Raw genomic sequence first — 24958 nt, 5'->3', positions numbered from 1 at the left:
CTCAGCCCTTCTCGAAACGGTCAGCGACCAGACGGTTCAACGCCGCCACGCCCCAGCCCGTCGCGCCTGCAGGCGCCAGCGTGCTTTCGGATTTCAGCGAGGCAACACCGGCGATATCGAGGTGAATCCAAGGCGTCTCATCCTTGACGAAGCGCTTGAGGAACTGCGCCGCAGTAATCGACCCCGCCGGACGCCCGCCGATATTTTTCATGTCGGCGACGCGGCTTTTCAGCAAATCGTCATAGCCCTGCCCCAGCGGCATCCGCCACGCGCCCTCGCCTTCGCTCTCGGCGGCTTTTAGGAAATCGTTGCACAGCCCGTCGTCATTCGAAAAGACCCCGGCGTTCTCATGGCCCAGCCCGATGATGATCGCCCCGGTCAGCGTGGCCAAATCAATCATCGCCGCGGGTTTGAAGCGGTCTTGCGCGTACCACATGACATCGCAAAGCACCAAACGCCCCTCGGCGTCGGTATTGATCACCTCCACCGTGTCGCCCTTCATCGTGGTGATCACATCGCCCGGACGGGTGGCATTGCCCGAGGGCATGTTCTCAACGATGCCCACAAGCCCCACGACATTCGCCTTGGCCTTGCGCAGTGCAAGTGTGCGCATCACGCCCGAGACGACGCCCGCGCCGCCCATGTCCATGGTCATGTCTTCCATGCCAGCCCCGGGTTTAAGGCTGATGCCGCCGGTGTCAAAGACCACACCCTTGCCGACCAGCGCCAGAGGGGCTGCGTCATCCGCGCCGCCTTCCCACCGCATCACGACCACTTTCGATGGGCTGTCCGACCCTTGGCCTACAGACAAAAGCGTGCGCATTCCAAGCTTTGCAAGCTCTTCCTCATCCAGAACTTCAACTTTCAGGCCCAAGCTCTCCATCTCGGCCAGTCGTTCGGCGAAATTGGTGGTGGTCAGGATGTTGGCGGGCGCATTGGTCAGATCGCGGGTCATGAAGGCCCCCTCGGCCACGGCCATGAGCGGTGCGGCGGCCTCACGCGCGTCGTCGGGTTTGGAACACATGACCTCAACCGTGCCTTTGCGCGCCTTGGGCGCGGATTTGTGATCTTCGAACCCGTAGTCCCGCATTGCCAGACCAAAGGCCACATCGGCCACCCGGCGTGTCGCGGCGGCGAGCATCAGCAGATCGCTGTCACCCCGGCGCTTGGCCAGTGCGGCCCCGGCTTTGCGCGCGGTCATCACCTCGGCCCGGCGGGGCATATGGATCACGTCGACCGCCTCTGCCGCCATGCCCGCAGGATATCCCATGCTGAGAACCTCGCCGGGTTTCAGCGCCGCGAAACGCTCACTCTCTACCAAGCGCTGCAAAGCGCCTTTGGTCAGACGGTTCACCCGCCGCGCCCCGGCATCCAAGCGGCCCTCAGGCTCCAGAAACACCGCGATCCGCCCGGAATGCCCCGCGATACGGTCGATGTCGGTCTCGGCGAAGGTGATGGGGGTCAGATCGGTCATGGCATGCCTCATGGTTGATTTTGCCCCAGACCTAGCGCGCCGCGCGGCCCATGGCCAGATAGCAGTTTTCCCGCCCCGCGAATTGCTTTAGGATCTGCGCAAAGGCCGTCAGAGCATCTCGGGGGATCAGAGTGGCAAGAATTGACCGCTACATGCTGTCGCAACTTCTGGTTATGTTCGGCTTTTTCGCTCTGGTGCTTGTGGCGCTGTTCTGGATCAACCGTGCGGTGGTCCTTTTCGACCGGCTAATTGGCGATGGTCAATCTGCACTGGTGTTTTTGGAGTTCACGGCCCTTGGCCTGCCCAAGCTCATTGTCACCGTTCTGCCGATCGCGACCTTTGCCGCTTCGGTCTATGTGACCAACCGCATGTCGGGCGAATCTGAGTTGACCGTGCTGCAGGCCGCAGGCTCGGGCCCTTGGCGGTTGGCTTGGCCTGTCTTTGTCTTCGGGCTGTGTGTGGCGGTGATGATGACGGTGCTCAGCCATTTTTTAGTGCCCATGGCGCAGGGTCAATTGAAACAGCGCGAGGCTGAGATCTCGCGCAACCTCACCGCGCGACTGCTGACAGAGGGGACTTTTCTACACCCTTCCGACGATGTGACCTTTTACACCCGGGCCATCGACAACGATGGAGTACTGCGTGATGTTTTCCTGTCGGATCGGCGCAAGGCCGATGAGGGGGTGATCTATACCGCCGCCGAAGCCTATCTGGCGCGCAATGGCGATAGCACGACGCTGATCATGCTCAGCGGTATGGCGCAGCGGCTGGACACCGAACGCAACCGTTTGGCCACGGCCAAATTCCGCGACTTTTCCTTTGATATTTCTCCCTTGGTGAGCAGTGGCGATGCGATCGACCCGTCGGTCAGCGCCATGGTCACGCCCGACCTGCTCTGGGATTGGGACGGGGTCGCAGCGGCGACCGACACCTCGCCGGGCGTGGTGGCCGAAGAGCTGCATGGCCGCTTCGCGCAGCCGCTGTTCTGCCTCGTCGCCGCGATGATTGGCTTTGCGACTTTGATCCTCGGCGGTTTCTCCCGCTTTGGCGTCTGGCGCGAGGCGGTGATCGCTTTTGGCCTGCTCATCGCCATCGACGGGCTGCGGGGCACGATGGTGGTGCAAATCCGCGAGGCGGCGGCGCTCTGGCCGCTGGCCTATCTGCCCTCGCTCATCGGGGCTGTGCTGACGCTGGCGATGCTTTGGCAAGCCGCACATCCGCGCTGGATAAGGCGGCGTCTGCGTGGCAAGAGGGCCGCCACATGATCCTGCATTTCTATTTCGCCCGCCGCTTTTTCATGAGCTTTCTCGTCATCACCGGGGTGCTGGCCGCGCTGGTGATGCTGGTCGATGGTGTCGATCAGGCCCGGCGTTTCGCCGATGACGATGTGGGCTGGGATCAAGTGCTGGGCATGACGCTGCTGCATATGCCCCAGACCATCAACATGATCCTGCCGCTGATCATGATCCTCGCCACGGTGGCGCTTTTCATTGGGCTTGCCCGGTCCTCCGAACTGGTGGTGACCCGGGCCGCGGGCCGCTCGGCCCTGCGCGCGCTGGTGGCCCCGGTGGTGGTGGCGTTGATCATCGGCACGCTGGCCGTGGCCATGCTCAACCCCATCGTCGCGGCGACCAGTGAGCGGGCCGAGCAATTGACCCAAGAATACCGGTCCAATGGCCGCGCGGCGCTCTCGGTCAGCGACGAGGGGCTGTGGCTTCGGCAAGGCACGGAGGAAGGCCAATCGGTCATTCGCGCATGGCGCACCAACACCGACGCCTCTGTCCTCTATAACGTCACGATCATCAGCTATGATGCCGAGAAGGGCCCGATCCGGCGCATCGAAGCCGAAAGCGCACAACTTAGCAGCGGCGATTGGGAACTGACCGGGGCAAAGATTTGGCCGCTGGCGGCCGGGGTGAACGCCGAAGGCGCGGCGGAGGTGCATGAGACCCTGACGATCCCCTCTTCCCTCACCGTCGAGCGTATCCGCGAGAGCATTGGCCGTGTCGCTGCCGTTTCGATCTATGAACTGCCCGAGTTCATCCGGCAATTGGAACAGGCCGGGTTCAGCACGCGCCAGCATGAGGTCTGGCTTCAGGCCGAGCTTGCGCGGCCCTTCTTTCTGGTGGCCATGGTTCTGGTTGCGAGCGCATTCACCATGCGCCATACCCGCTTTGGGGGGACCGGCGTCGCTGTGCTGGCCTCGATTTTGCTGGGGTTCGGTTTGTATTTCATTCGCAGTTTCGCACAGATCCTTGGCGAGAATGGCCAGATCCCCGTGATCCTTGCCGCTTGGGCGCCGCCCGTGGCGGCGATCTTTCTGGCGCTAGGCCTGCTACTGCATGCGGAGGACGGCTGACATGCGCGCGGCCCTTGTTGGACTTGCCCTTTCATTCGCGCCTCTGAGCCTTGCCGCCCAGACCGCGCCCGCCAGCGACCGCCCCGCCGTTCTGGTGGCCGATCAGGTCTTCATTACACGCGATAAGGTCTTGGTCGCGCAGGGAAATGTCGAAGCCTTTCAAGGGGAGACGCGGCTGCGCGCCACGGCGATCCGCTATGATCAGGCCACCGGCGCGCTCAGCATCGAAGGGCCGATCGTGCTGTCTGAGGGGGAGAATACCACGATCCTCGCCGATGCGGCCTCGCTCGATGCGGGTTTGCAGTCCGGCCTTTTGCGCGGCGCGCGGATGATCCTTGAGCAGCAGTTGCAGCTTGCCGCCGTGCAGATCAACCGGGTCGAAGGGCGCTATAGCCAACTTTACAAAGCCGCCGTAACCTCTTGCAAAGTCTGCGAAGATGGCGAAACGCCGCTTTGGCAAATCCGCGCGAAACGGGTGGTGCATGACCAAGTGGCGCAGCAGCTTTACTTTGACGAGGCGCAGTTCCGGATCAAGAACGTGCCCATTGCCTATCTGCCCCGCCTGCGCCTGCCCGACCCCACGTTGGACCGCGCGACTGGTTTTCTCGCGCCCACGGTCCGCTCGACCTCGCAATTGGGCGTGGGGCTGAAACTGCCCTACTTCATCAAGATCGGCGATCACCGCGATCTGACGCTGACCCCCTATCTTTCCGCCGAAACCCGAACGCTTGAGTTCCGCTACCGTCAGGCTTTCGTTTCGGGACGGATCGAGTTCGAAGGGGCGATCACCGATGATGAGTTGGACCCCGGCAAGACCCGTGGCTACCTTTTCGGCACCGGCAGTTTCGATCTGCGGCGCGACTACAAACTGTATTTCGATATCGAGACCACGAGCGACAGTTCCTATCTCAGCGACTATGGCTATTCGGGCAAGGACCGTCTGACCAGCGAATTGACCGTCAGCCGCGCACGGCGCGATGAATATATGCGGGCAACACTGCTGAACTACCAATCGCTCCGCGATGGTGAAGACAATGATCTGCTGCCCAATCTGGTTTTGGATGGCGAATTCGAGCGGCGTTATTTCCTGACTTCCGTGGGCGGAGAACTCCGCCTGACGCTTGAGGCTCATAGCCACCGCCGGTCGTCGGACCTCAGCACCGATGGTAATGGGGATGGCGAAGCCGACGGGCGCGATGTGTCGCGGCTTAACGGGGAGGCCGCTTGGCTGCGGCGTTTTACCTTCGGTAACGGTCTGGTGACCGACGTCGAGGCGGGGGCGAGCTTTGGTCTGTTCAACATCGCGCAGGATGCCGTTTATGACGGGCGCTACTCCGACCTCGTGCCCCATGCTGCCGTCACCATGCGCTACCCCATGCAGCGCCGCGAGGCCGCAGGCGTGGTGCAACAGCTTGAACCGCTGGTGCAATTGGGCTGGACTGGCGGTGATCGGCTCGACATTCCGAATGAGGAAAGCACGCTGGTGGAGTATGATGAGGGAAACCTTTTGGCGCTCAGCCGTTTCCCCCGGCCCGACCGGCGCGAACGGGGTGCTGTGGCGGCCATCGGGGTGAATTGGGCGCGGCTCGATCCCAACGGCATGGATGCCAGCCTGTCTTTCGGTCAGGTGATCCGCGCCGATGCGGATGATGCCTTTAGCTTTAGCTCAGGTCTGCAAGGCACCTATTCCGATTTCCTGCTGGCCGGGCAATTGCGCAGCGACAACGGTCTGGCGCTCATCGGGCGCGGGCTGGTCGATGATGACTTCGAGGTCGCCAAGGCCGAGTTGCGCGGGGTCTGGGATTTCAAACGCGGGCAGATCTCGGGCAGCTATGTCTGGCTGCATGAAGACGCTGCCGAGGACCGCAATGAAAACGTGTCTGAGATCACCTTCGACGGCAGCTATTCGATCAACAGCCAGTGGCAGGCGTCCGCCGAATGGCGGTTCGACCTTGCTGACGAACGCGCCGCGACGGCGGGTCTTGGCCTGAGCTACAACAATGAATGCGTGCAGGTCGACCTTTCGGTGAACCGCAGCTATTCATCCTCAACAAGTGTTGAGCCCTCAACGGATATCGGTTTTAACATCGGCCTCAGGGGCTTTGCCGCAAACACCGGAACAGAAAGATACGTACGCTCATGTGGGAAGTAACGAAACAGACCGTCCGCACCGGGATCCGTGGCACTGCGGCACTCGCCCTTGCTCTGGTCATCGGCCAATCCGCAGCGGCGCAGAACCTCTTTGCGCCCGTGGCCCGTGTCAATGACGAGGTGATCACCGGCTACGAAGTGCAGCAGCGCCAGCGCTTTATGCAGCTGATCGGCGCCCCCGGGGCCGATACCGACAGCGTGATCGACAGTCTGATCGACGACCGTCTGCGTGGGCAGATCCTTGATCAAGCCGGGCTCGAAGTTACGCCCGAGGGCATTCAATCGGGCATGGCGGAATTTGCCAGCCGCGCGGATCTGACGACCGAAGAATTCCTGAAAGTGCTGGGCCAAGCCCAGATTTCCGAAGAAACCTTTCGCGACTTTATCGTGATCAGCGCCGCTTGGCGTGACCTTATTCGCGCGCGCTATAATGGCCGCGTTAACATCACCGACGAAGAGGTCGACCGCGCGCTTGGCAGCAGCCGGGGCAATAACGGTCTGCGCGTGCTGTTGTCGGAGATCATCATTCCCGCCCCGCCGCAGAATGCCGATCAGGTGAACGCGCTGGCCGAACGCATTTCGGAAAGCCGCTCGGAAGCCGAATTCTCGTCCTATGCCAGCAAGCATTCCGCCACCGCCTCGCGCGGGCGCGGCGGTCGGATGCCTTGGACACCGCTTGAAAAATTGCCCGCCAGCCTGCGGCCCATCCTCTTGGCCCTCGCCCCGGGTGAGGTGACAGCGCCGCTGCCGATCCCCAATGCTGTGGCCCTGTTCCAACTGCGCGGCATCGAAGAGACCGGCAAGCCGAGCGTCGAGTATTCCGAGATCGACTATGCCGCCTATTACATCCCCGGTGGCCGTTCCGAGGCTGCCCTGTCGCGCGCGGCACAGCTGCGCGGTCAGGTGGATCAATGTGATGACCTCTATGGCGTGGCCAAGGGCCAGCCCGCCAATGTGCTGGACCGTGGCACCAAGGCCCCGGCGGAGATTCCGCAGGATGTGGCCATTGAACTGGCGAAACTCGACCCCGGCGAAGTCTCCACCGCGCTGACCCGTGCGAATGGCGAGACGCTGGTTTTCCTGATGCTCTGCAACCGCACCACGGCGGCCAATGCCGACGTCAACCGCGAGGCGGTGGTCAGTTCGATCCGGCAGCGCAAGCTTGAGGGCTATGCCACACAGCTGCTGGAACAGGCCCGCGCCGAAGCCCGCATCACCCGCCAATGAGCCGCCCGTCCCGGCCGGTGGCCATCACCTGCGGTGAACCCGCCGGGATCGGCCCCGAGATTGCCGCCCGCGCTTGGGCGGCCCTCTCGAATGATATCCCGATGGTCTGGATCGGCGACCCGCGTCATCTGCCGCAGGATGTCCCGCACCGCGTGATCGAAAGCCCGGATGAGGTGAGCGCGCCCAGTGCCGACGCGCTGCCCGTGCTACCCCATCCCTTCGACAGCGCCGCCCTGCCCGGCGTGCCGCAGCCCGGCCATGCGCAGGGGGTGATCGACGTGATCGCCCGGGCGGTCGATCTGGTGCAGACGGGGGCCGCCTGCGGCGTCTGCACCGCGCCGATCCACAAGAAGGCCCTGCAAGACGGGGCCGGTTTCGCCTATCCGGGCCATACCGAATACCTCGCAGCACTTGCAGGTGTCGATGACGTGGTGATGATGCTCGCCTCTGACCAATTGCGCGTCGTGCCTGCCACGATCCATATCGCGCTGGATCAGGTACCGCAGGCGCTGACCCCGATGGGCCTGCGCCGCACGATTGAGATCACCGCGCAGGAATTGCAAAACCGCTTTGGCATCGCCCGCCCCCGCATCGCCGTCGCCGGGCTGAACCCGCACGCGGGCGAAGGCGGCAGCATGGGCCGGCAAGAGATTGACTGGATCGCGCCGCTGATCCTTGAAATGCAGGGCGAAGGCTTCGCGCTGACCGGGCCGCTGCCTGCCGATACGATGTTCCACGCCCGAGCCCGCGAAGGCTATGACGCGGCGGTGGCAATGTATCACGACCAAGCGCTGATCCCGATCAAGACCTTGGATTTCGACCGGGGCGTGAATGTGACGTTGGGGCTGCCCTTTGTGCGCACCTCGCCCGATCACGGCACCGCCTTTGACATCGCGGGCCAAGGGCGCGCCAACCCGACCAGCATGATCGAAGCGATCAAATTGGCATGGCAGATGGGCCAAAAGACATGAGTGCAATCGACAATCTCCCGCCGCTGCGCGAGGTGATCAACACCCACGAATTGGCCGCGCGGAAGTCCCTCGGCCAGAACTTTCTGCTGGACCTGAACCTCACGGCCAAGATCGCGCGGCAAGCCGGAGATATGGCCGATTGCGACGTGTTGGAGATCGGCCCCGGGCCCGGCGGTCTCACCCGTGGGCTGCTGGCTGAAGGCGCGCGTCATGTGCTGGCGATCGAAAAGGACCGCCGCTGCCTGCCCGCGCTGGCCGAGGTGGCGGAACATTACCCCGGTCGCCTGACCGTGATCGAAGGCGACGCGCTTGAGATCGACCCGCTAAGCCATCTGACGCCACCTATCCGGGTGGCCGCCAACCTGCCCTATAACGTCGGGACCGAACTGCTGGTCCGCTGGCTCACCCCGCCCGAGTGGCCGCCGTTTTGGCAAAGCCTGACGCTGATGTTCCAGCGCGAGGTGGCGGAGCGGATCGTGGCGCAGCCGGGGTCGAAAGCCTATGGGCGGCTGGCCGTGCTGGCGCAGTGGCGCAGCGATGCACGGATTGTGATGCAGTTGCCGCCGGGCGCCTTCACCCCGCCACCCAAAGTGTCGTCGAGCGTGGTGCATCTGACCGCCCTGCCCGAGCCGCGCTTCCCTGCCGATCCGAAGGTGCTGAGCCATGTGGTCGCGATGGCCTTCAACCAGCGGCGCAAGATGCTGCGCTCGGCGCTTAAAGGTGCCGCGCCGGATATCGAGGACCGTTTGACCGCCGCGGGGCTGAAACCCACCGACCGCGCCGAACAGGTGCCGCTTGAGGGGTTCTGCGCCCTCGCCCGCGAGATTGCCAAGGGGTAACCATGTTCTACCGACTAATGCTCGTCTTTGCCCTGTTGCTGGGGCTTTCCGCCTGCGCCCTGCCGCGCAACGGCCCACCACCTCTGGGCACCGAGGCCGAGATCACGGAACTCACCCGCGCTATCGAAAACCTCTCGCCGGAGGTAAATCCCGAAGAGGCCGCCCGGGCCGCGCGGATCGCTTACCGGCATACCCATGAACTGGCGATCGCCTATCAGATCACCGACCCGCCGCTGATCCATAACGTGAAGGTCAACAACGGCAGCAAGCCGCGCGGCCTGTGTTGGCATTGGGCAGAGGATTTGGAGAACCGCCTAAAGGCCGAGGGTTTCGCCACGCTCGACCTGCACCGCGCCATCGCCAATGGCGACTCGCGGATCCTGCTGGATCATTCCACCGCCATCATCTCGGCCGCCGGGGCACCAATGCAGGCGGGGCTTGTCCTTGACCCTTGGCGGCGCGGGGGCGAGCTGTTCTGGTCGCCGGTCACCAGCGACCCGCGGTATGACTGGGCGCCCCGCGAAGAGGTGCTGCGGCGCAACGGGCGGATCAGATATGTGCAGGCGGGGATGGAAGGGTAAACCTGCCCCGCGCTGCCACCATCACCGCTTACGAAAAAGCCCCGCAAATCGCGGGGCTTTTCTTATTCTGCGACCTTTGCGGTGTCGCTCTTGCTGTCGCCACCCTCTTGCGGCTGTGCCTCTGCCGCTTTCGGCTTGGGCTTGCGGCGCGGGGCGCGTTTTGGCTTGGGCTTGCTCTCGGGCGTGTCGACCAGCGTGCTCTCTTCGCTGTTCGGCTCGGCCTCGGCCTGCTGCTGCGCGGGCTCTTGCTGCTCGGGCTGTTTGTCGGCTTTCGGCTGCTCGCCCTGCGACTGGCCGCCCTGCTGCGCCTCGCGCTCCTGACGCTCGGCCCGCTCGCGATCCCGCTCGGCCTGACGCTCACGGTTCTGGCGCTCCTGCTCCTCGCGGCGCTGGTCCACTTCGCGCTGTGCCTCGCTCAGCAGGCGCAGGTAGTGCTCGGCATGCTGTTGAAAGTTCTCGGCGGCCACACGGTCATTGCTCAACTGGGCATCGCGGGCCAGCTGGTTGTATTTCTCGATAACCTGCTGCGGCGTGCCGCGCACCTTGCCCTCGGGGCCGGAGCTGTCGAAAACACGGTTGACGACATTGCCGCCGCCACCTTGCGACGAGCGTTTGCGGTTATTCTTCGACCGGGAGCGTGATCTGGGAGAATTCATGGAATGATGTCAGCCTTGTGTGCTGTGTGTCGTTCACCGGGGGTGCAAAGCACGTCTTGAACCCGGCCTAAGCGATATGTTGGGCATAGTGCCGCGCGGGACCGCCTGTGGCATCCACCGCTGCAACACCCCTGACTAACCATGACAGAAAGGCTTGGGCAAGAAGAAACTGCCGCTTAGCCTGTCAAATGGCCGTTTTTTCGCGATTTCACGCCGGTTTATCGGCTGAAACGACCCTTGGCCGCCCATCGAGATCATGCGCCAGCGTGACCCGGCCCCAGCCCGCCGCGGCAAAGATTTCCTGTACTGCTTCGCCCTGTTGCCAGCCGATTTCGACCATAACGCGGCCTTGAGCCGTGAGGTAGCCCTGCGCCTCGGCGGCGATGATGCGGTAGATGCTCAGCCCGTCTTGGCCATCGGTCAGCGCCATTTCCGGCTCATGCTGGCGCAATTCGGGGGAGACATCGGCCATTTCCTCGGCGGCCAGATAGGGTGGGTTCGACAGGATCAGGTCAAACCGCCCCTCAACGGCGCTGAACCAATCGGACTGCCGCATATCGGCGCGGTCGGCCACCCCGTGCTGCACCGCATTGGCGCTGGCCTGAAGGCAGGCAGCTTCCGAGAGGTCCACGCCCAGCCCCGTCGCCGCTGCCCGTTCGGCCAGCAGGGTGACGAGGATACAGCCCGAGCCGGTGCCGAGGTCCAGAATGCGGGTGAAATCTTCGCCGAGGGCGAGGTCGATCAGGGTCTCCGTCTCGGGCCGCGGGTCAAGCACATCGCGGCTGATCGCGAAATCGCGGCCATAAAAGGCCCGCCGCCCGATCAACTGCGAGACTGGCACGCGCACGGCGCGCAGGGCGATGAGCTGGTCAAAGCGTTCGGCAACCTCGGGGGCGATTTCCTCGGGCGCGATGAGGGTCACGCGGGCGGCATCGACAGAGGCGGCATGGGCGAGCAACAGCCGCGCATCCCGCGCCGGATCGGGCACACCGGCGGCACGCAGCCGTCCGGCGGCGGCGGCCATGGCTTGGGCAGCAGTCTGTGGGCTCACCCCTCCATCTCCGCCAATTGCCGCGCTTGGGCGTCAGCGGTCAGCGCATCGACGATCTCATCCAGATCGCCCTGCATCACGGCTTCGAGCCGGTAAAGCGTCAGGTTGATCCGATGGTCGGTCATACGACCTTGGGGGAAATTATAGGTGCGGATCCGCTCGGAGCGGTCGCCGGATCCCACCTGCGCTGCGCGGTCGGCAGAGCGCTCGCTGTCCATCCGGCTGCGCTCCATATCATAGAGCCGCGCTTTAAGCACCTGCATCGCCTTGTCGCGGTTGCGGTGCTGGGACTTCTCTGACGAGGTGACGACGATCCCGGTCGGGATATGGGTGATCCGCACGGCGGAATCGGTGGTATTGACGTGCTGCCCCCCCGCGCCCGAAGAGCGCATCGTGTCGATCCGCAGGTCATTTGCGTTGATCTCGATATCCACATCCTCGGCCTCGGGCAGCACCGCCACGGTCGCCGCCGAAGTATGGATACGCCCGCCGCTTTCGGTGGTGGGCACGCGCTGCACCCGGTGTACACCGCTTTCGAACTTGAGCCGGGCAAAGACGTTCTGACCGGTGATATGGGCCACGACCTCTTTCACGCCGCCGAGTTCGGTCATCTGGCTTTCGATCAGGTCAAACCCCCAGCCCTGCGCCTCGGCATAGCGTTGGTACATGCGCAGAAGGTCACCTGCAAAAAGCGCCGCCTCATCGCCGCCCGTGCCGGGGCGGATCTCCAACATGGCGGGTTTCGCATCCGCCGCGTCGCGCGGCAGAAGTGCGAGTTGCAACCCCTCCTCGACCTCCGGCAGACGGGCGCGCAGGCGCGGCAGTTCATCCCGCGCAAGCTCAGCCATCTCGGGGTCTTTCAGCATCTCTTCGGCTTCTTCAAGGTCGCGCTGGAGCTGCTGGTAGATCTCGATCTGATCGACCACGGGCTTGAGATCGCTGTATTCTTTCGCGAGGGCTGCAAAATCGGCCCCATCGGAGCCCGCAGACATGCTGGCCTCCAGAAACTGGAAGCGTTGCGAGATTTGCGCGAGGCGGTGCATCGGGATCATGGGGTTCCTGTCGCTTATGCAAATGCTTTGGTCAAGAGGCGGCTTGTGCTATCATGGGCTATGACACGTCTTATGCCGCTCATCTGCCTTATGGGCCTGACGGCCCTGCACCCTGCCCTTGCGGATGTCAAAGCGCCGGGCGGCAAGACGATTGATTGCTATTGCACCAACAGCAGCGGTGCCCGTGTGGAACTGGGTGAGACCATTTGCCTGCAAGTGGATGGGCGCATGTTCATGGCGCAATGCCAGATGTCGCTCAATGTGCCGATGTGGCGGGAGGTGCAGCAAGGCTGCCTGTCATCGCGCCTCGATCTGATCGAGCCATCCGTTGACCCGCTTGGCGTTGACCCCCAGATCTGATCGGCCAAAACGCGAGCGGCCATAGACCTCGACATAGCGCGGGTTGTCACCGTAGACGCCGATGGTGGTGAAATCGGGATAACCCATCAATTTGGTGCGGGTGACATAGGTGACCTGCCCCTCGGCGAGCGATCCGGCGACGACTTCGGTGCGCGGCGTTTGCAAAATCACCCGGTCAAGCTGGGCCAAGGTCTCGGCTCCGTCGCCCTCGACCGGCGCGCGCCAGACATAGCTGTTGGTGCCTTGGGTCTTGCCCATCTTCTGCCCTTCGGCCTGAACATGCCAACGCGCGGTGTCGGTGGGCGCAAGGCGGATATAGGCCACCAAGGCGACGAGGGCGATCACGATGATCCAGAACAGCATTTTAAACACCTTTCAAAACTCGGCGGTCAGGGGCGACGGAGGTCGCAGTAAGCAAGCCAGCCCGCCTTTCAGCGGACCGGCGCGTGATGTCGTGGCATTCGCTCACGCGGTTCTCATGCGGTGACCCAACAGCGACAGAATTTCGGTCGCGACATGGGCACCCGCCACCGCCGTGGCGCCTGTGGTGTCGAAGGGGGGCGAGACTTCGACAACGTCACCGCCCATGATGTTGATCCCGGCCAGATCGCGCAGCATGATCGAGGTCTGCGCCGAGGTCAGCCCACCCCAGACCGGCGTGCCGGTGCCGGGGGCAAAGGCCGGATCAAGCGCGTCGATGTCGAAGGTCAGATAGCAAGGTCGATCGCCAAGGATCTCTTTGATCTTGGCCACGGTCGCCTGCGGCCCCTTCTCATGCACCTCGCGCGCGTCGATGATGTTGACGCCCATTGTGTCTTCGTTGGTGGTGCGGATGCCGACCTGCACGCTGGTCGCGGGATCGACGATACCGGACTTCACGGCCTTGTAGAACATCGTGCCGTGATCGATCCGGTCCATGTCGTCATCTTCCCACGTATCGGTGTGAGCGTCGAACTGTAACAGGCTGATCGGACCGTATTTTTCGGCATAGGCCTTGAGGATCGGGAATGAGATATAGTGATCCCCACCCAGCACGACAGAGGCCGCGCCGGCATCCAGAATGGTCTTGATATGGGCCGTCAGGGCAGCGGGAAACTGGCTGACATGGCCATAGTCGAAGGCCAGATCGCCATAGTCCGCGATGGCGAATTCGCTGAGCACGTCGAAATCCCAGCCATAGGGCGCGTCGGGCGCTTGCAGCGCGCTGGCCTCGCGGATGGCGCGGGGGCCAAGGCGGGTGCCGGGGCGGTTGGTCACCGCTTGGTCGAAGGGCACGCCGGTCACCGCGATGTCGACGCCGGTCAGATCCTTGGTGTATTTCCGTCGCAGGAAGGAGGTCGCCCCGCCAAAGGTCAACTCATAGCTCGGCCCTTTGAGGTCCTCGCGGGTAAAGGCCATATCCATCTGTTTGGCCGCGTCTTCCAATGCCATTATTTGCCTCCTGCTGGCTGTGCCCGCTCAACGATACGGGCGAAAAAGGATGCGCCAAGCGGCGCGATCTCGTCGTTGAAGTCGTATTCCGGGTGGTGCAGCCCCGCGCCTTCCCCGGCCCCGAGGAAGAGATAGGCGCCGGGGCGTTTTTCAAGCATGAAGCTGAAATCCTCCGCACCCATCTCGCGGCCATAGTCACCGTGCACTTGGGCCGCGCCCACCACCTCGGTCGCTGCCGCGATGGCGGCCTCGGCCTTGGCCGGATCATTGACCGTGGCGGGATAGCCGACCTCATAGTCCAACTCGGCGGTGACGTCATAACTCGCCGCCTGCCCGTCCACGATCTGCTGCATCCGGCGCATGACCATGGCCTGCACATCACGGTCAAAGGTGCGCACGGTGCCGTTGATATAGGCGGTTTCGGGGATGATGTTATCGGCGGTGCCGGTGTGGATCTGCGTGACTGAGACGACCAAATCCTGCGCCGCGACATGGTTGCGGCTGACGATGGTCTGGATCGCAGTGGCGATGCCGCAGGCCGCCACGACGGGGTCGCGGCTCTCATGGGGCATCGCGCCATGGCCGCCTTTGCCCTTGATATGAATGTGGAATTCATCCACCGCCGCCATGATCGGCCCCGGCGTGGTATAGAATGCGCCTTCGTCAAAGCCCGGCACGTTGTGGATGCCGTAAACCTGCGCGATCTCGAACCGCTCCATGATGCCCTCTTCGACCATCACGCCCGCGCCGCCGCCCGCCTCTTCGGCGGGTTGAAAGATCAGCGCCACCCGCCCCGCGAAATTGCGTGTCTCGGCCAGATATCGCGCCGCGCCCAGAAGCATGGTGGTGTGCCCGTCATGGCCGCAGGCGTGCATCTTGCCCTCCCGCGTGCTGGCATAGTCCTTGCCCGTTGCCTCTTGGATCGGCAGCGCATCCATATCAGCGCGCAGGCCGATGGTCGGGCCCTCGCCCTGCCCTTCGATGATCGCCACGATACCGGTTGTCGCGATGCCCTCGTGCAGTTCATCCACCCCAAATTCGCGCAGCCGCTCGGCCACGAAAGCCGCCGTCTCATGGCAGTCGAACGCCAGTTCGGGGATCCCGTGCAAATGGCGCCGCCATGCTGTCATATCCTCCGCAAAGGCGTTGATGCGGTTCACCACGGGCATGGGCTGGACTCCTTGGGGTTGGTTTGGTCAGGGTGCATCTGACACCAGACATACGGGGCCTGCAATGCCGGACAACACAAAAGCCGATCTCATTCACGATTCAGATGCCGGGATCGAACGGTTGCTCGAAATCATGCGCCGCCTGCGCGACCCTGAGACGGGCTGCCCCTGGGATATCGAGCAGGATTTCGACAGCATCGCCCCCTATACCATCGAAGAGGCTTATGAAGTCGCCGATGCCATCGCCCGGCGTGATTGGGGCGAGCTTGAGGGGGAGTTGGGCGATCTGCTGCTGCAATCGGTCTATCACACGGCGATGGGTGAAGAAGCGGGGCATTTCACCTTTCAATCCGTGGTGCGCAACATCAGCGACAAGATGGTGGCGCGGCACCCGCATGTCTTTGGCGACGAATCCCGCGACAAGAGCGCCGAACAGCAGACCGCCGATTGGGAGAAGATCAAAGCCGCCGAACGTGCGGGCAAGGCACAGGGGGGCACCTTGGACGGGGTGGCAATCGGCCTGCCAGCGCTCTTGCGGGCGATGAAGCTTCAAAAACGCGCGGCGCGTGTGGGCTTTGACTGGCCTGAGACAACGCAGGTGCTCGACAAGATCACCGAAGAGGCCGCCGAATTGGTCGAGGCGAAAGACCAGCTGAGCCAAGCGGAGGTCGAGGAAGAATACGGCGATCTGCTCTTCGTCATGGCCAATCTGGGCCGCCATCTGGGGCTGGACCCGGAGGCCGCTTTGCGCGCCGCCAATGCCAAATTCACCCGCCGGTTCGAAGGGGTCGAGGCCCGGCTCGCCGCCATGGGCAAAACCCCGCAAGACAGTGATCTGGCCGAGATGGACGCGCTGTGGGGGGCGGTGAAACTGGCGGAACGCGGCTAATCGCCGGGTCTGCGGCTGGACAAAGACCCGCCCCTCCGGCAAGGCTCTGCCCCAAGCAATTCGACGAAAGTAAGCCCATGACCCCGCGCAAAATCATCATCGACACCGACCCCGGACAGGACGACGCCGTGGCGATTCTCCTTGCCCTCGCCAGCCCGCAAGAGATCGACGTTCTAGGCATCACCTGTGTCGCGGGCAACGTGCCGCTGGATCTCACCTCGAAAAACGCGCGCATCGTTTGCGAATTGGCGGGGCGGGATGATGTGAAAGTCTTTGCCGGTTGCGACCGCCCGCTGGGGCGCGATCTGGTGACCGCGGAACATGTGCATGGCAAGACCGGGCTCGACGGCCCCGACCTGCCCGATCCAACCATGCCGCTGGCCGAAGGGCATGGGGTGGATTTCATCATCGAACAGGTCCGCGCTCATCCCGCAGGTAGCGTAACCCTTTGCCCCTTGGGGCCGTTGACCAATATCGCGACCGCCCTGCAAAAAGCGCCCGACATCGCCGAGAAGGTGCAAGAGGTCGTGCTGATGGGCGGCGGTTATTTCGAGGGGGGCAACATCACGCCCACGGCGGAATTCAACATTTACGTCGACCCCCATGCCGCTGATATCGTTTTCAAATCCGGCATTCCGATCGTCGTCATGCCGCTTGATGTCACCCATAAGGCGCTGGTCACCAAACCGCGCATCGATGCTTTCCGCGCGCTTGGCACCAAGGTAGGCGTCGCCGTGGCCGAGATGACCGATTTCTTCGAGCGGTTCGACAAAGAGAAATACGGCTCCGAAGGCGCGCCGCTGCATGATCCTTGCGTCACCGCCTATTTGATCAACCCCGATCTTTTCCAAGGCCGTCATATCAATGTCGAGATCGAAACCCAGTCGGAACTGACCATGGGCATGACCGTCGCCGACTGGTGGCGCGTGACCGACCGCGCGCCCAACGCGCTCTTCGTAGGCGATCTTGATGCCGACGGGTTCTTTGCCCTGCTCACCGAAAGGCTGGCCCGCCTATGAGCGCACATCTCACCCTCGGCGCGCCTGAGCATCTCGACAAGCTTGTAGCACTTGTCGCGGCATTTCACGCCGAAGCGCGGATCGAGATGAGCGATGAACAGCGCCGCCGCGGGCTGGCGCCGCTGTTGGATGGCATCCCACATGGCGCGGCCTATCTTATCGGCCCGCCCCGCGCGCCCATCGGCTATGTGGTGATCTGTTTCGGCTGGTCGGTTGAATTCGGCGGGTTGGACGCCATCATTGATGAAATCTACGTCCGTCCCGGCGTGCGGGGCCGCGGCATCGCCTCGGAGGCGCTGATCGCGCTGCCCCGGGCGCTGGCGACGGGCGGGTTGCGGGCGGTGCATCTTGAGGTGGATCGCAACAATGCCGCGGCGATGAAACTCTATACCCGTGCGGGCTTTCGCCCGCGCGAGGATTACATGCTTATGTCCCGGACCCTGTGATGCGTATTCCTTTCGATAACAGCTATGCCGCCCTGCCAGAGGGGTTCTTTACCCGGCTGGCTCCCACGCCTGTCAAAGCGCCCCAGCTTTTGGCATGGAACGCCGAATTGGCGGTGGAACTGGGTATCGAAGGGGCGGAGCCTGCGCAAATCACGCAGATCTTTGCCGGCAACGATGTGCCTGCGGGGGCCGATCCCCTGGCGCAGCTTTACGCCGGGCATCAGTTCGGCAACTTCAACCCGCAGCTTGGCGATGGCCGGGCGATCCTTCTGGGGGAAGTCGTCGATCAGAGCGGCCAGCGCCGCGACATCCAGCTGAAAGGCTCAGGCCCCACGCCCTATTCGCGGATGGGCGATGGCCGCGCATGGGTCGGGCCGGTGCTGCGCGAATATCTGGTGAGCGAGGCGATGCATGCCCTTGGCGTGCCCACCACCCGCGCCTTGGCCGCCGTCGCCACTGGTGAGCCGATCCTGCGCGAAAGCGGTCCCCTGCCCGGTGCCATCGTGACCCGCGTCGCCGCCAGCCACCTGCGCGTCGGCACCTTTCATGTCTTCGCCCATCGCGGGGAAACGGAGGCGCTCAAAACCCTCACCGACTATGCCATCGCGCGCCATTACCCCGAGGCCGATGGCCCGCTTGACCTTTTGCGCGCGGTCTGTGCCGCGCAGGCGGAACTGGTGGCGCAGTGGATGGCCCTAGGCTTTATCCACGGCGTGATGAACACCGACAATTGCAGCATCTCGGGCGAAACGATCGACTATGGCCCCTGCGCCTTTATGGATGCCTTCCATCAGGGCCGTGTCTTTAGCTCCATCGACCGGCAGGGGCGCTATGCCTATGGGAACCAGCCGCAGATCGTGGTCTGGAACATGGCGCAGCTGGCGACCTCGCTCTTGCAACAGATGGAGGACAAGGAGAGCGCCGTCGAAGAGGCCACCGAGATCGTTCACGACATGCCCGACTTGATCGAAGCCGCATGGCTGCGCCGTTTCGCGGCGAAGATCGGCATCTCGACGCCACGGGCTGAGGATGTCGACTTGATCAACGAATTGCTGGGGCTGATGCAAAAGGATGGTGCCGACTTCACCAATGCCTTCCGCGCGCTTCCCACAGATCAAGCCCGCGATCAGTTCACCGACCGCGACGCTTTTGACACATGGGCCGAAGGCTGGCGCGCACGGATTGAAGGGGAACCCGATCCGCAAGCGGTGATGAATGCGGCGAACCCCGCCGTGATCCCCCGCAACCACCGAATTGAAGAGATGATCGAGGCCGCCGTTGCGGGCGACATGGCCCGTTTCGAGCGGTTGATGAAAGCCCTAGCCACCCCCTTTGTCGAGACGGACCCAGAGCTTCAGCGCCCGCCAACCGAGGACGAGATCGTGCCCGCCACATTCTGCGGCACCTGATCCTAGTGGCCGCGGGGTTTACGGTTAATCAGGTAAATCCCCGCCGCCACCAGCAGCAATGCGGCCCAAATGCTCAGCCCCACCTCTTCCGAGAGGATCAGCCAGCCCAGAAGCACAGCAAAGACCGGCGACAGGAAGCTGAACGAGGCGACGGAGGCTGCGGGATAGATCGTCAGCAGCCAGAACCACGCCAGAAAACCAAAGCTTGCCACCGCGATGATCTGATAGGCAAGCCCCGCCAGATGCACCGGGGCCACCTCGCGCAGCAAGGGGCCAAAAAGCGGCGCAAGCAGCAGAAGGATCGGGGCAGAGATCACCAGTTGCATCATCAGTTGCTGCGCGGGCGGTACTTTGGCCAGCGGCGTGACACGAACGCAAAGCGCGATGCCCGCCCAGCAGAGGGCGGCGAAAAGCGCCAGAAGGTCGCCCAGCCAATGCGCCCCTTCGGTTCCACCATCGCTCAGCGCCAGCACCACACCGCCCATGGCCAGCCCCATGCCGATGAGTCGCGCCCCGCTTAGCCGCTCTCCCGGTAGCCACAGATGCGCGGCGATGCCAAGCCAAACCGGCATGGAATACAGCAGGATCGACGCGCGGCTGACCGTGGTCAGATCGAGCGCGAGGAACAGGCAGACAAACTCTAGCGTAAAGAAAAGCCCCGCGGCCACACCGCCCCATAGCGCAGCACGCGGGATCGACAGGCTGACGCCCCGCAGCCGCATCCAGATCAGCAGCAAAAACACCGCCCCAAGAGAGCGCAGCCCGGCCAGAAAGACCGGGTTGAAGCCGCCGGTGCTGACCTTGATGACGACTTGGTTAAAGCCGAGGTTCAGCGCGAAAAGCACCAGTGCCACGGCGCCGAATGTGTCGATATGTGATTTGCGTTCCATCCCGACAGAAGCGCCGCCCGGATCAGATAAGTCAATGGCGCGCCGCGATTTTCCGGGCGCGCCATTTCGCTGTCTTAGTGATGTGCCTCGGCTCAGGCCGCCTGCTGGCCGCCCGACTTGCCGCCGCCGCCGCCACGCCTGCGACGGCGCCCGCCGCTCGGCTTGCCCGCGCCTTCACCACCGCCGCCGCCGCCACCGGGACGACCGCCACCACCACCGGGACGGCCACCGCGTCTGCGGCCCCGGCCCTTGGGTTTCGCAGGCTCATCAATCACTTCCCAAGGGCGGCCCGAGGCCACGGGGATCGAAATACCCATGGTCTTTTGGATCGCCTTCAGTTCGCCCATCTCATCGGGGGCGCAGAAGGCCACGGCGGCCCCGTCCTTGCCCGCCCGCGCGGTCCGGCCAATGCGGTGGACGTAGTTGTCCGGCACATTCGGCAGGTCGAAGTTATAGACGTGTTTCACATCCGGAATGTCCAAACCCCGCGCCGCCACATCGGTGGCCACCAGCACGGTGATATCGCCATTCTTGAACCCCGCAATCGCGCGATCCCGCTGACCTTGGCTTTTGTTGCCATGGATCGAAGCGGCGTCAAACCCGGCCTTCACCAGCGTCTTCATCAGCTTTTCCGAGCCGTGTTTCGTGCGGCCAAAGACCAGTGCGCGTTCGCCCTTGTGCTTGGCCAGCAGCTCTTTCAGCAGTTCGGTCTTCTCGGCCTTGGCGATGAAATGCACCTCTTGCGTCACCTTATCCGCCGCCTTGCCCGGAGGCGAGACTTCGATGCGGATCGGGCTGTTGAGATAGCTGTTGGCGATCTCGTTCATCAGCTTGGGCATGGTCGCCGAGAAGAGCATCGTCTGCCGCTCTTTCGGGATCATGTTCGAGATTTTGCGCAGGTCATGGATGAAGCCCATGTCGAGCATCTGGTCGGCCTCATCCAGCACGAGGAAGGTCGTCGTATCGAGCTTGACCGCGCGGCGGTCGAGCAGGTCCAGCAGACGACCCGGTGTGGCGATCAGCAGATCGACGCCCCGTTCCAGACGTTTGATCTGGGTGTTGATCGACTGACCACCCACCACCATCGCCACTTTGATCGGCGTGCCTTCGGCATAACCGCGCAGGTTCACGGCGATCTGCTGCGCCAGCTCGCGCGTGGGGGCCAGTACAAGACCGCGCACGGAACGCGCTGCGGGGCGGCCCTCGATTTCCATCATCTGGGCCAGCAGCGGCACGCCAAAGGCGGCGGTCTTGCCGGTGCCGGTCTGGGCAAGGCCCATCACGTCGCGCCCGTTCAGCGCATGGGGGATCGCCTGTTTCTGGATCGGGGTCGGCTCGTTCAGCCCCATCTCTTTCAATCGGGCCACCAGTTTGGCAGGCAGGCCCATCATGTCAAAATCGCTCATTCGTTCACTTTCCGGCCCGCGAAAACGCGCGCCATGCTCTTTCGCCGCGCCACTCAACAGGCGCCACGGGGTCGCGCAAGCCAGATCGCGGGCGCAGGCCACATGCCTCACACCCGTCTGTCGCGCTTGGCCCCACGCGTGATTTTGGGAACATCGGCGGGCCTTGTCGTCAGCGTCCCAGAGGCCCCTCATGGGGCTTGGCGCTGATACTGCTCACGCGGCAGAAGGCTTCGCTTGATCCTCACATGGGCGGTGCGGGCGCAAAAGTCAACCGGCGCGGTCAATTCCGGTGGCGTCCGGCGGTGCTAAAATGCTAGGACCGTAGTCCGACGGACGAAGGGCGAGACGATGCGCAACCCGATCATCAAACGCTGCGAGGCGATGGGCCTGCGCATGACAGGTCAACGCCGGGTCATCGCTCAGGTGATTCACGACAGCGAAGACCACCCCGATGCCGAAGAGATCCTGACCCGCGCCAGCGTGATCGACAGCGGCATCTCCATCGCCACGGTCTACCGCACGGTGAAGCTGTTTGAGGAAGCGGGCATTCTGGACAAGTTGGAGTTCGGCGATGGCCGGGCGCGCTATGAAGACGCGCAGCGGGCGCATCACGATCACCTCATCGACGTGAACTCAGGCGAGGTCATTGAATTCGTCGATGCGGAAATCGAAGAGCTTCAGGAACGCATCGCGCGCAAGCTGGGTTACAAATTACAGGGCCACCGGATGGAACTCTACGGTGTGCCGATCAAGAAGGATGACCCATGACAGAACGTGACCGCCCTTTGCTGGCCGTGTTGATCGACGCCGACAACGTGCCCGCAAAACATGCCGCAGCCATCATGCGGGAGGTCACAACCATCGGAGAGCCCGCCCTGCGCCGGGTCTATGGCGATTGGTCGAACGACCACCTCAAGGGTTGGAAAGCCCCGATCCGCGAGTTGGGTTTGGTGGCGCATCAGGAAACTGCGAACACCAAGGGCAAGAACGCCAGCGACATCGGGCTGGTCATTCAGGCGATGGACATCCTGCACAGCCGCCGCTTCGATATTATCGTGATCGTCTCTTCTGACAGTGACTTCACAGCGCTGGTGAATCGCCTGCGCGAAGACGGGGTGACCGTTATCGGCATCGGCGAGAAGAAGACCCACGATTCGCTGCGCAACGTCTACAACCGCTTCATCCTGATCGAGAACCTCGACGAGGTAGAGCCCGACACCCCCTCGCGGGCCAAGGCCAAGGTGGGCGATGCCCTGCCCCTGTTCAAAGCCGCGATGGACAAGATCGACACCGAAGACGATTGGTACAACCTCGGCCAGATCGGCCAGACCATTCAGGCAGCGCATCCCGATTTCGACAGCCGCACCTATGGCCATGGCAAGCTGAGCGCCTTAGCGGCCGACCTCAAAGCCTTGGAAACGCGGAAGGACGGCAACCGTTTGATGGTTCGCCTGAAAAGCTAACGCCGGATCACTCGGCGGCGCGCTGCTCTTGCCGCGCCACACGGGCGAGCATGGCGGGCAACAGCAGGCTCAGCACCACGAGGCGCATGATGTGGCAGGCGGCCACGAAGCCCGGCACCACCGCCAGCACGGCGCCGAGGGCGATCATCGTCTCCAGCCCGCCGGGCGCGAAGGCCACCAGCACATGCCCCAGCGGCATGCCAAGCGCCCAGGCCACCGGCACCGCGCCAAGGCCCGCCAGCCCCACCGCAACGCCCGTGATCGCCAGCCCCGCGCCAAGCCCGCTTGCCAGACGCGCAGGCGTGATGCTCGAAAACCGCGTACCGATGAGACTGCCGAGCACGAGATAGGCGACAAGGGTCAGCCAGCCCGGCAGAACGCCAGTCTCTAGCCCAGTCAGATGCGCGATGGCCGAGACCACCATCGCCCCCATCAAGAGCGGCGCGGGCACGGAAAGACGGGCAAAGATCATCCCCACGACGACGGAGACGCCGATCATCACGAGGATCGACAGCAGGCTCATCCCCGCCCCCGCGGGGGCGATATTGCCGGTCATGTCGACGCCCATCAGAAGGGCGGCGAAAGGCACGACGATGGTCAGCGCCAAAAGCCGGACCGATTGCGTGATCGAAATGCGCGGCACGTCCGACCCGCTGTCGCTGGCAATCGCCATCACGAAACTCAGATGTCCGGGGGCCGAGGCCAGAAGCGCGGAGCGGGCGTCAAAGCCAAAATACCGCGCCAGCATCCAACGGCAAAGCGCCATGATCCCCCAAATCACCCCGGTCATAAAGACAAAGGCCAGTGGCCAGCGCAGCATGGCGTTCACCGCATCTTGGTTGAACCCTGCCCCCACGGCGATGCCCAGCACGACGAAACAGGCATCCCGCAGCCGCGGATCGACCGCCGTGCGCACCCCCATTAGCCCTAAGACACTCACTGCGATCACCGGGCCTAGCAGCATATAGACCGGCGCATTCAGCCACCAGAACAGCAGCGCCCCAAAGGCCCCGACCGCAAGGGTCAGCACTGTGTCGCGCGGGGCGAGCGAGGGGATCGGCCATCTCATGCGGTAGGGCTAGCACTCCGGTAGAGCCTACGCCAGTGCCACACGCATGACGCGCATCGCGCGCCCTTGCCCTTTCGTCGCAAAAGGTTCATGGGCGACTGGCAATACCACGGGATGAAGGGGCGTGATCATGGACAATCTGCGCGGCGCGATGCTGATGGTGCTGGCCATGGCCGGTTTCGCGGTCGAGGACATGTTCGTCAAACTGACGAGCGATGCGCTCCCCGTCGGTCAGATCATCGCGCTTTTGGGCGCGGGCGGCGGGGCGATCTTTGCCGTGATCCTGCGCATTCAGGGAAAGCGCCTGTTCTCTGCCGATATGCTGACGCAGCCGATCCTGCTGCGTGCCGTGGGCGAAGTGCTGGGCACGCTTTGTTTCGTCACCGCCATCGTGCTGACGCCGCTCTCTTCGGCCTCGGCTATTTTGCAGGCGACCCCGTTGGCGGTCACACTCGGTGCGGCGCTGTTCCTTGGCGAGCCGGTCGGCTGGCGGCGCTGGAGCGCGATCATCGTGGGCTTCCTTGGCGTGCTCTTGATCGTGCGCCCGGGGCTGGAGGGGTTCAACGCGCTGTCGCTTTTCGCCGTGGCCGGTGTCATCGGCCTCGCCTTGCGCGACTTGGCGACACGCAAAGTTCCCAAAAGCATCAGTTCCATGCAGCTTAGCTTTCTGGCCTTTATCGTCTTGGTCCCCGCGGGGCTGATCCTGATGCTGGCCGCAGGCACGCCCGCCGCCATGCCCGGCGGGGCCGAGGTGCTCTATCTCGCCGGGGCGATGGTGATCGGGGTGCTGGCATATTACGCCATCGTCGCCGCCATGCGCGTGGGCGAGGTGAGTTTTGTCACCCCCTTCCGCTATACCCGCATGCTCTTTGCGCTGGTGGCGGGGATCGTGGTTTTCGACGAATCCCCCGACACGCTGACGCTGGTCGGGGCCGCGATCATCATCGCCTCGGGGGTCTATACCCTGCTGCGCGAACGCAAAATCACCCCCCGGCCCCGCCGCGGTCTTTCCAAGCCGGGCCTGCCGGGGTAAACCGCCACGAACC

The 24958-nt window shown here is 63.6% G+C and carries 25 protein-coding genes; 15 read left to right on the top strand and 10 right to left on the bottom strand.

The window, feature by feature from the left end; translation table 11 throughout:
* Window position 1 precedes the first annotated feature (1 nt).
* Window positions 2-1474, bottom strand: coding sequence for a leucyl aminopeptidase (locus tag J7392_RS11915; RefSeq protein ID WP_209217738.1), 1473 nt, complete (start codon window positions 1472-1474; stop codon window positions 2-4).
* A 131-nt stretch (window positions 1475-1605) separates the two neighbouring features.
* Between J7392_RS11915 and lptF the strand changes: the two genes are divergently transcribed.
* The 7 genes from lptF to J7392_RS11880 are packed head-to-tail and all read left to right on the top strand — an operon-like array spanning window position 1606 to window position 9602.
* Window positions 1606-2739, top strand: a complete 1134-nt coding sequence (gene lptF, locus J7392_RS11910) for an LPS export ABC transporter permease LptF (protein ID WP_209217737.1) — start codon at window positions 1606-1608, stop codon at window positions 2737-2739.
* Complete coding sequence (gene lptG, locus J7392_RS11905; protein WP_209217736.1) at window positions 2736-3833, top strand: LPS export ABC transporter permease LptG; 1098 nt, start codon at window positions 2736-2738, stop codon at window positions 3831-3833. The genes lptF and lptG overlap by 4 nt, the downstream gene beginning before the upstream one ends.
* Before the next feature lies 1 nt (window position 3834).
* Entirely contained in the window at window positions 3835-5985 is a 2151-nt protein-coding gene (gene lptD / locus J7392_RS11900) for an LPS assembly protein LptD (RefSeq protein ID WP_209217735.1), read from the top strand.
* Window positions 5973-7211: a peptidylprolyl isomerase gene (locus J7392_RS11895; RefSeq protein WP_209217734.1), complete on the top strand. Its 1239-nt coding sequence runs from the start codon at window positions 5973-5975 to the stop codon at window positions 7209-7211. The genes lptD and J7392_RS11895 overlap by 13 nt, the downstream gene beginning before the upstream one ends.
* Window positions 7208-8182, top strand: a complete 975-nt coding sequence (gene pdxA / locus J7392_RS11890) for a 4-hydroxythreonine-4-phosphate dehydrogenase PdxA (protein ID WP_209217733.1) — start codon at window positions 7208-7210, stop codon at window positions 8180-8182. Before J7392_RS11895 ends, pdxA begins: the two co-directional genes overlap by 4 nt.
* Window positions 8179-9021, top strand: a complete 843-nt coding sequence (gene rsmA / locus J7392_RS11885) for a 16S rRNA (adenine(1518)-N(6)/adenine(1519)-N(6))-dimethyltransferase RsmA (RefSeq protein ID WP_209217732.1) — start codon at window positions 8179-8181, stop codon at window positions 9019-9021. The genes pdxA and rsmA overlap by 4 nt, the downstream gene beginning before the upstream one ends.
* Window positions 9022-9023: 2 nt before the next feature.
* Complete coding sequence (locus J7392_RS11880) at window positions 9024-9602, top strand: hypothetical protein (protein ID WP_209217731.1); 579 nt, start codon at window positions 9024-9026, stop codon at window positions 9600-9602.
* A 62-nt stretch (window positions 9603-9664) separates the two neighbouring features.
* On the opposite strand, the gene J7392_RS11875 is transcribed toward J7392_RS11880, so the two are convergent.
* The 3 genes from J7392_RS11875 to prfA all read right to left on the bottom strand — a co-directional run bounded on the left by J7392_RS11875 (window position 9665) and on the right by prfA (window position 12361).
* The gene (locus J7392_RS11875) at window positions 9665-10258 is read right to left on the bottom strand and encodes a DUF4167 domain-containing protein (protein ID WP_067265950.1); all 594 of its coding nucleotides are present in this window, start codon (window positions 10256-10258) and stop codon (window positions 9665-9667) included.
* 208 nt (window positions 10259-10466) lie between these two features.
* A complete protein-coding gene (prmC, locus tag J7392_RS11870) occupies window positions 10467-11309 on the bottom strand; it encodes a peptide chain release factor N(5)-glutamine methyltransferase (RefSeq protein ID WP_348540702.1) in 843 nt (280 codons plus the stop codon).
* Entirely contained in the window at window positions 11306-12361 is a 1056-nt protein-coding gene (gene prfA, locus J7392_RS11865; protein ID WP_209217730.1) for a peptide chain release factor 1, read from the bottom strand. Before prfA ends, prmC begins: the two co-directional genes overlap by 4 nt.
* Window positions 12362-12421: 60 nt before the next feature.
* Between prfA and J7392_RS11860 the strand changes: the two genes are divergently transcribed.
* Window positions 12422-12721, top strand: coding sequence for a hypothetical protein (locus J7392_RS11860; protein WP_082852094.1), 300 nt, complete (start codon window positions 12422-12424; stop codon window positions 12719-12721).
* On the opposite strand, the gene J7392_RS11855 is transcribed toward J7392_RS11860, so the two are convergent.
* The 3 genes from J7392_RS11855 to J7392_RS11845 all read right to left on the bottom strand — a co-directional run bounded on the left by J7392_RS11855 (window position 12659) and on the right by J7392_RS11845 (window position 15321).
* The gene (locus J7392_RS11855; protein ID WP_209217729.1) at window positions 12659-13084 is read right to left on the bottom strand and encodes a DUF1499 domain-containing protein; all 426 of its coding nucleotides are present in this window, start codon (window positions 13082-13084) and stop codon (window positions 12659-12661) included. The two genes, J7392_RS11860 and J7392_RS11855, sit on opposite strands and share 63 nt — an antisense overlap.
* A gap of 102 nt (window positions 13085-13186) precedes the next feature.
* Window positions 13187-14152 (bottom strand): agmatinase, encoded by a 966-nt coding sequence (speB, locus tag J7392_RS11850; protein WP_209217728.1) that lies wholly within the window; start codon window positions 14150-14152, stop codon window positions 13187-13189.
* Entirely contained in the window at window positions 14152-15321 is a 1170-nt protein-coding gene (locus tag J7392_RS11845; RefSeq protein ID WP_209217727.1) for a M20 aminoacylase family protein, read from the bottom strand. The genes speB and J7392_RS11845 overlap by 1 nt, the downstream gene beginning before the upstream one ends.
* Window positions 15322-15385: 64 nt before the next feature.
* On the opposite strand from J7392_RS11845, the gene mazG reads away from it, so the two are divergent.
* From mazG to J7392_RS11825, 4 genes are all read left to right on the top strand, one after another.
* Complete coding sequence (mazG, locus tag J7392_RS11840; protein WP_209217726.1) at window positions 15386-16210, top strand: nucleoside triphosphate pyrophosphohydrolase; 825 nt, start codon at window positions 15386-15388, stop codon at window positions 16208-16210.
* 77 nt (window positions 16211-16287) lie between these two features.
* Window positions 16288-17229 carry a nucleoside hydrolase gene (locus J7392_RS11835; protein WP_209217725.1) on the top strand — a complete coding sequence of 314 codons (942 nt, stop codon included), beginning with the start codon at window positions 16288-16290 and terminating at the stop codon, window positions 17227-17229.
* Window positions 17226-17675 carry a GNAT family N-acetyltransferase gene (locus J7392_RS11830; RefSeq protein ID WP_209217724.1) on the top strand — a complete coding sequence of 150 codons (450 nt, stop codon included), beginning with the start codon at window positions 17226-17228 and terminating at the stop codon, window positions 17673-17675. Before J7392_RS11835 ends, J7392_RS11830 begins: the two co-directional genes overlap by 4 nt.
* Window positions 17675-19084, top strand: a complete 1410-nt coding sequence (locus tag J7392_RS11825) for a protein adenylyltransferase SelO (protein WP_209217723.1) — start codon at window positions 17675-17677, stop codon at window positions 19082-19084. The genes J7392_RS11830 and J7392_RS11825 overlap by 1 nt, the downstream gene beginning before the upstream one ends.
* 2 nt (window positions 19085-19086) lie before the next feature.
* Here the strand turns inward: J7392_RS11825 and J7392_RS11820 are convergent, their stop codons facing one another.
* Window positions 19087-19974 carry a DMT family transporter gene (locus J7392_RS11820; RefSeq protein WP_209217722.1) on the bottom strand — a complete coding sequence of 296 codons (888 nt, stop codon included), beginning with the start codon at window positions 19972-19974 and terminating at the stop codon, window positions 19087-19089.
* Window positions 19975-20066: 92 nt separating this feature from the next.
* Window positions 20067-21380 carry a DEAD/DEAH box helicase gene (locus J7392_RS11815; protein WP_209217721.1) on the bottom strand — a complete coding sequence of 438 codons (1314 nt, stop codon included), beginning with the start codon at window positions 21378-21380 and terminating at the stop codon, window positions 20067-20069.
* Window positions 21381-21728: 348 nt separating this feature from the next.
* Here J7392_RS11815 and J7392_RS11810 point away from each other — a divergent pair, with 348 nt between their 5' ends.
* Together J7392_RS11810 and J7392_RS11805 are read left to right on the top strand one after the other, a co-directional pair.
* Complete coding sequence (locus J7392_RS11810) at window positions 21729-22148, top strand: Fur family transcriptional regulator (RefSeq protein ID WP_067265902.1); 420 nt, start codon at window positions 21729-21731, stop codon at window positions 22146-22148.
* A complete protein-coding gene (locus J7392_RS11805) occupies window positions 22145-22843 on the top strand; it encodes an NYN domain-containing protein (protein ID WP_209217720.1) in 699 nt (232 codons plus the stop codon). Before J7392_RS11810 ends, J7392_RS11805 begins: the two co-directional genes overlap by 4 nt.
* 7 nt (window positions 22844-22850) lie before the next feature.
* Here the strand turns inward: J7392_RS11805 and J7392_RS11800 are convergent, their stop codons facing one another.
* Window positions 22851-23912, bottom strand: a complete 1062-nt coding sequence (locus tag J7392_RS11800; protein WP_209217719.1) for an AbrB family transcriptional regulator — start codon at window positions 23910-23912, stop codon at window positions 22851-22853.
* A gap of 130 nt (window positions 23913-24042) precedes the next feature.
* Here J7392_RS11800 and J7392_RS11795 point away from each other — a divergent pair, with 130 nt between their 5' ends.
* Window positions 24043-24945, top strand: coding sequence for a DMT family transporter (locus J7392_RS11795; protein ID WP_209217718.1), 903 nt, complete (start codon window positions 24043-24045; stop codon window positions 24943-24945).
* Window positions 24946-24958: the final 13 nt, after the last annotated feature.

Source organism: Sulfitobacter sp. R18_1 (genome assembly GCF_017743915.1).
Lineage (GTDB): Bacteria > Pseudomonadota > Alphaproteobacteria > Rhodobacterales > Rhodobacteraceae > Sulfitobacter > Sulfitobacter faviae.
This window is presented reverse-complemented; position numbering and strand designations above follow the sequence as displayed.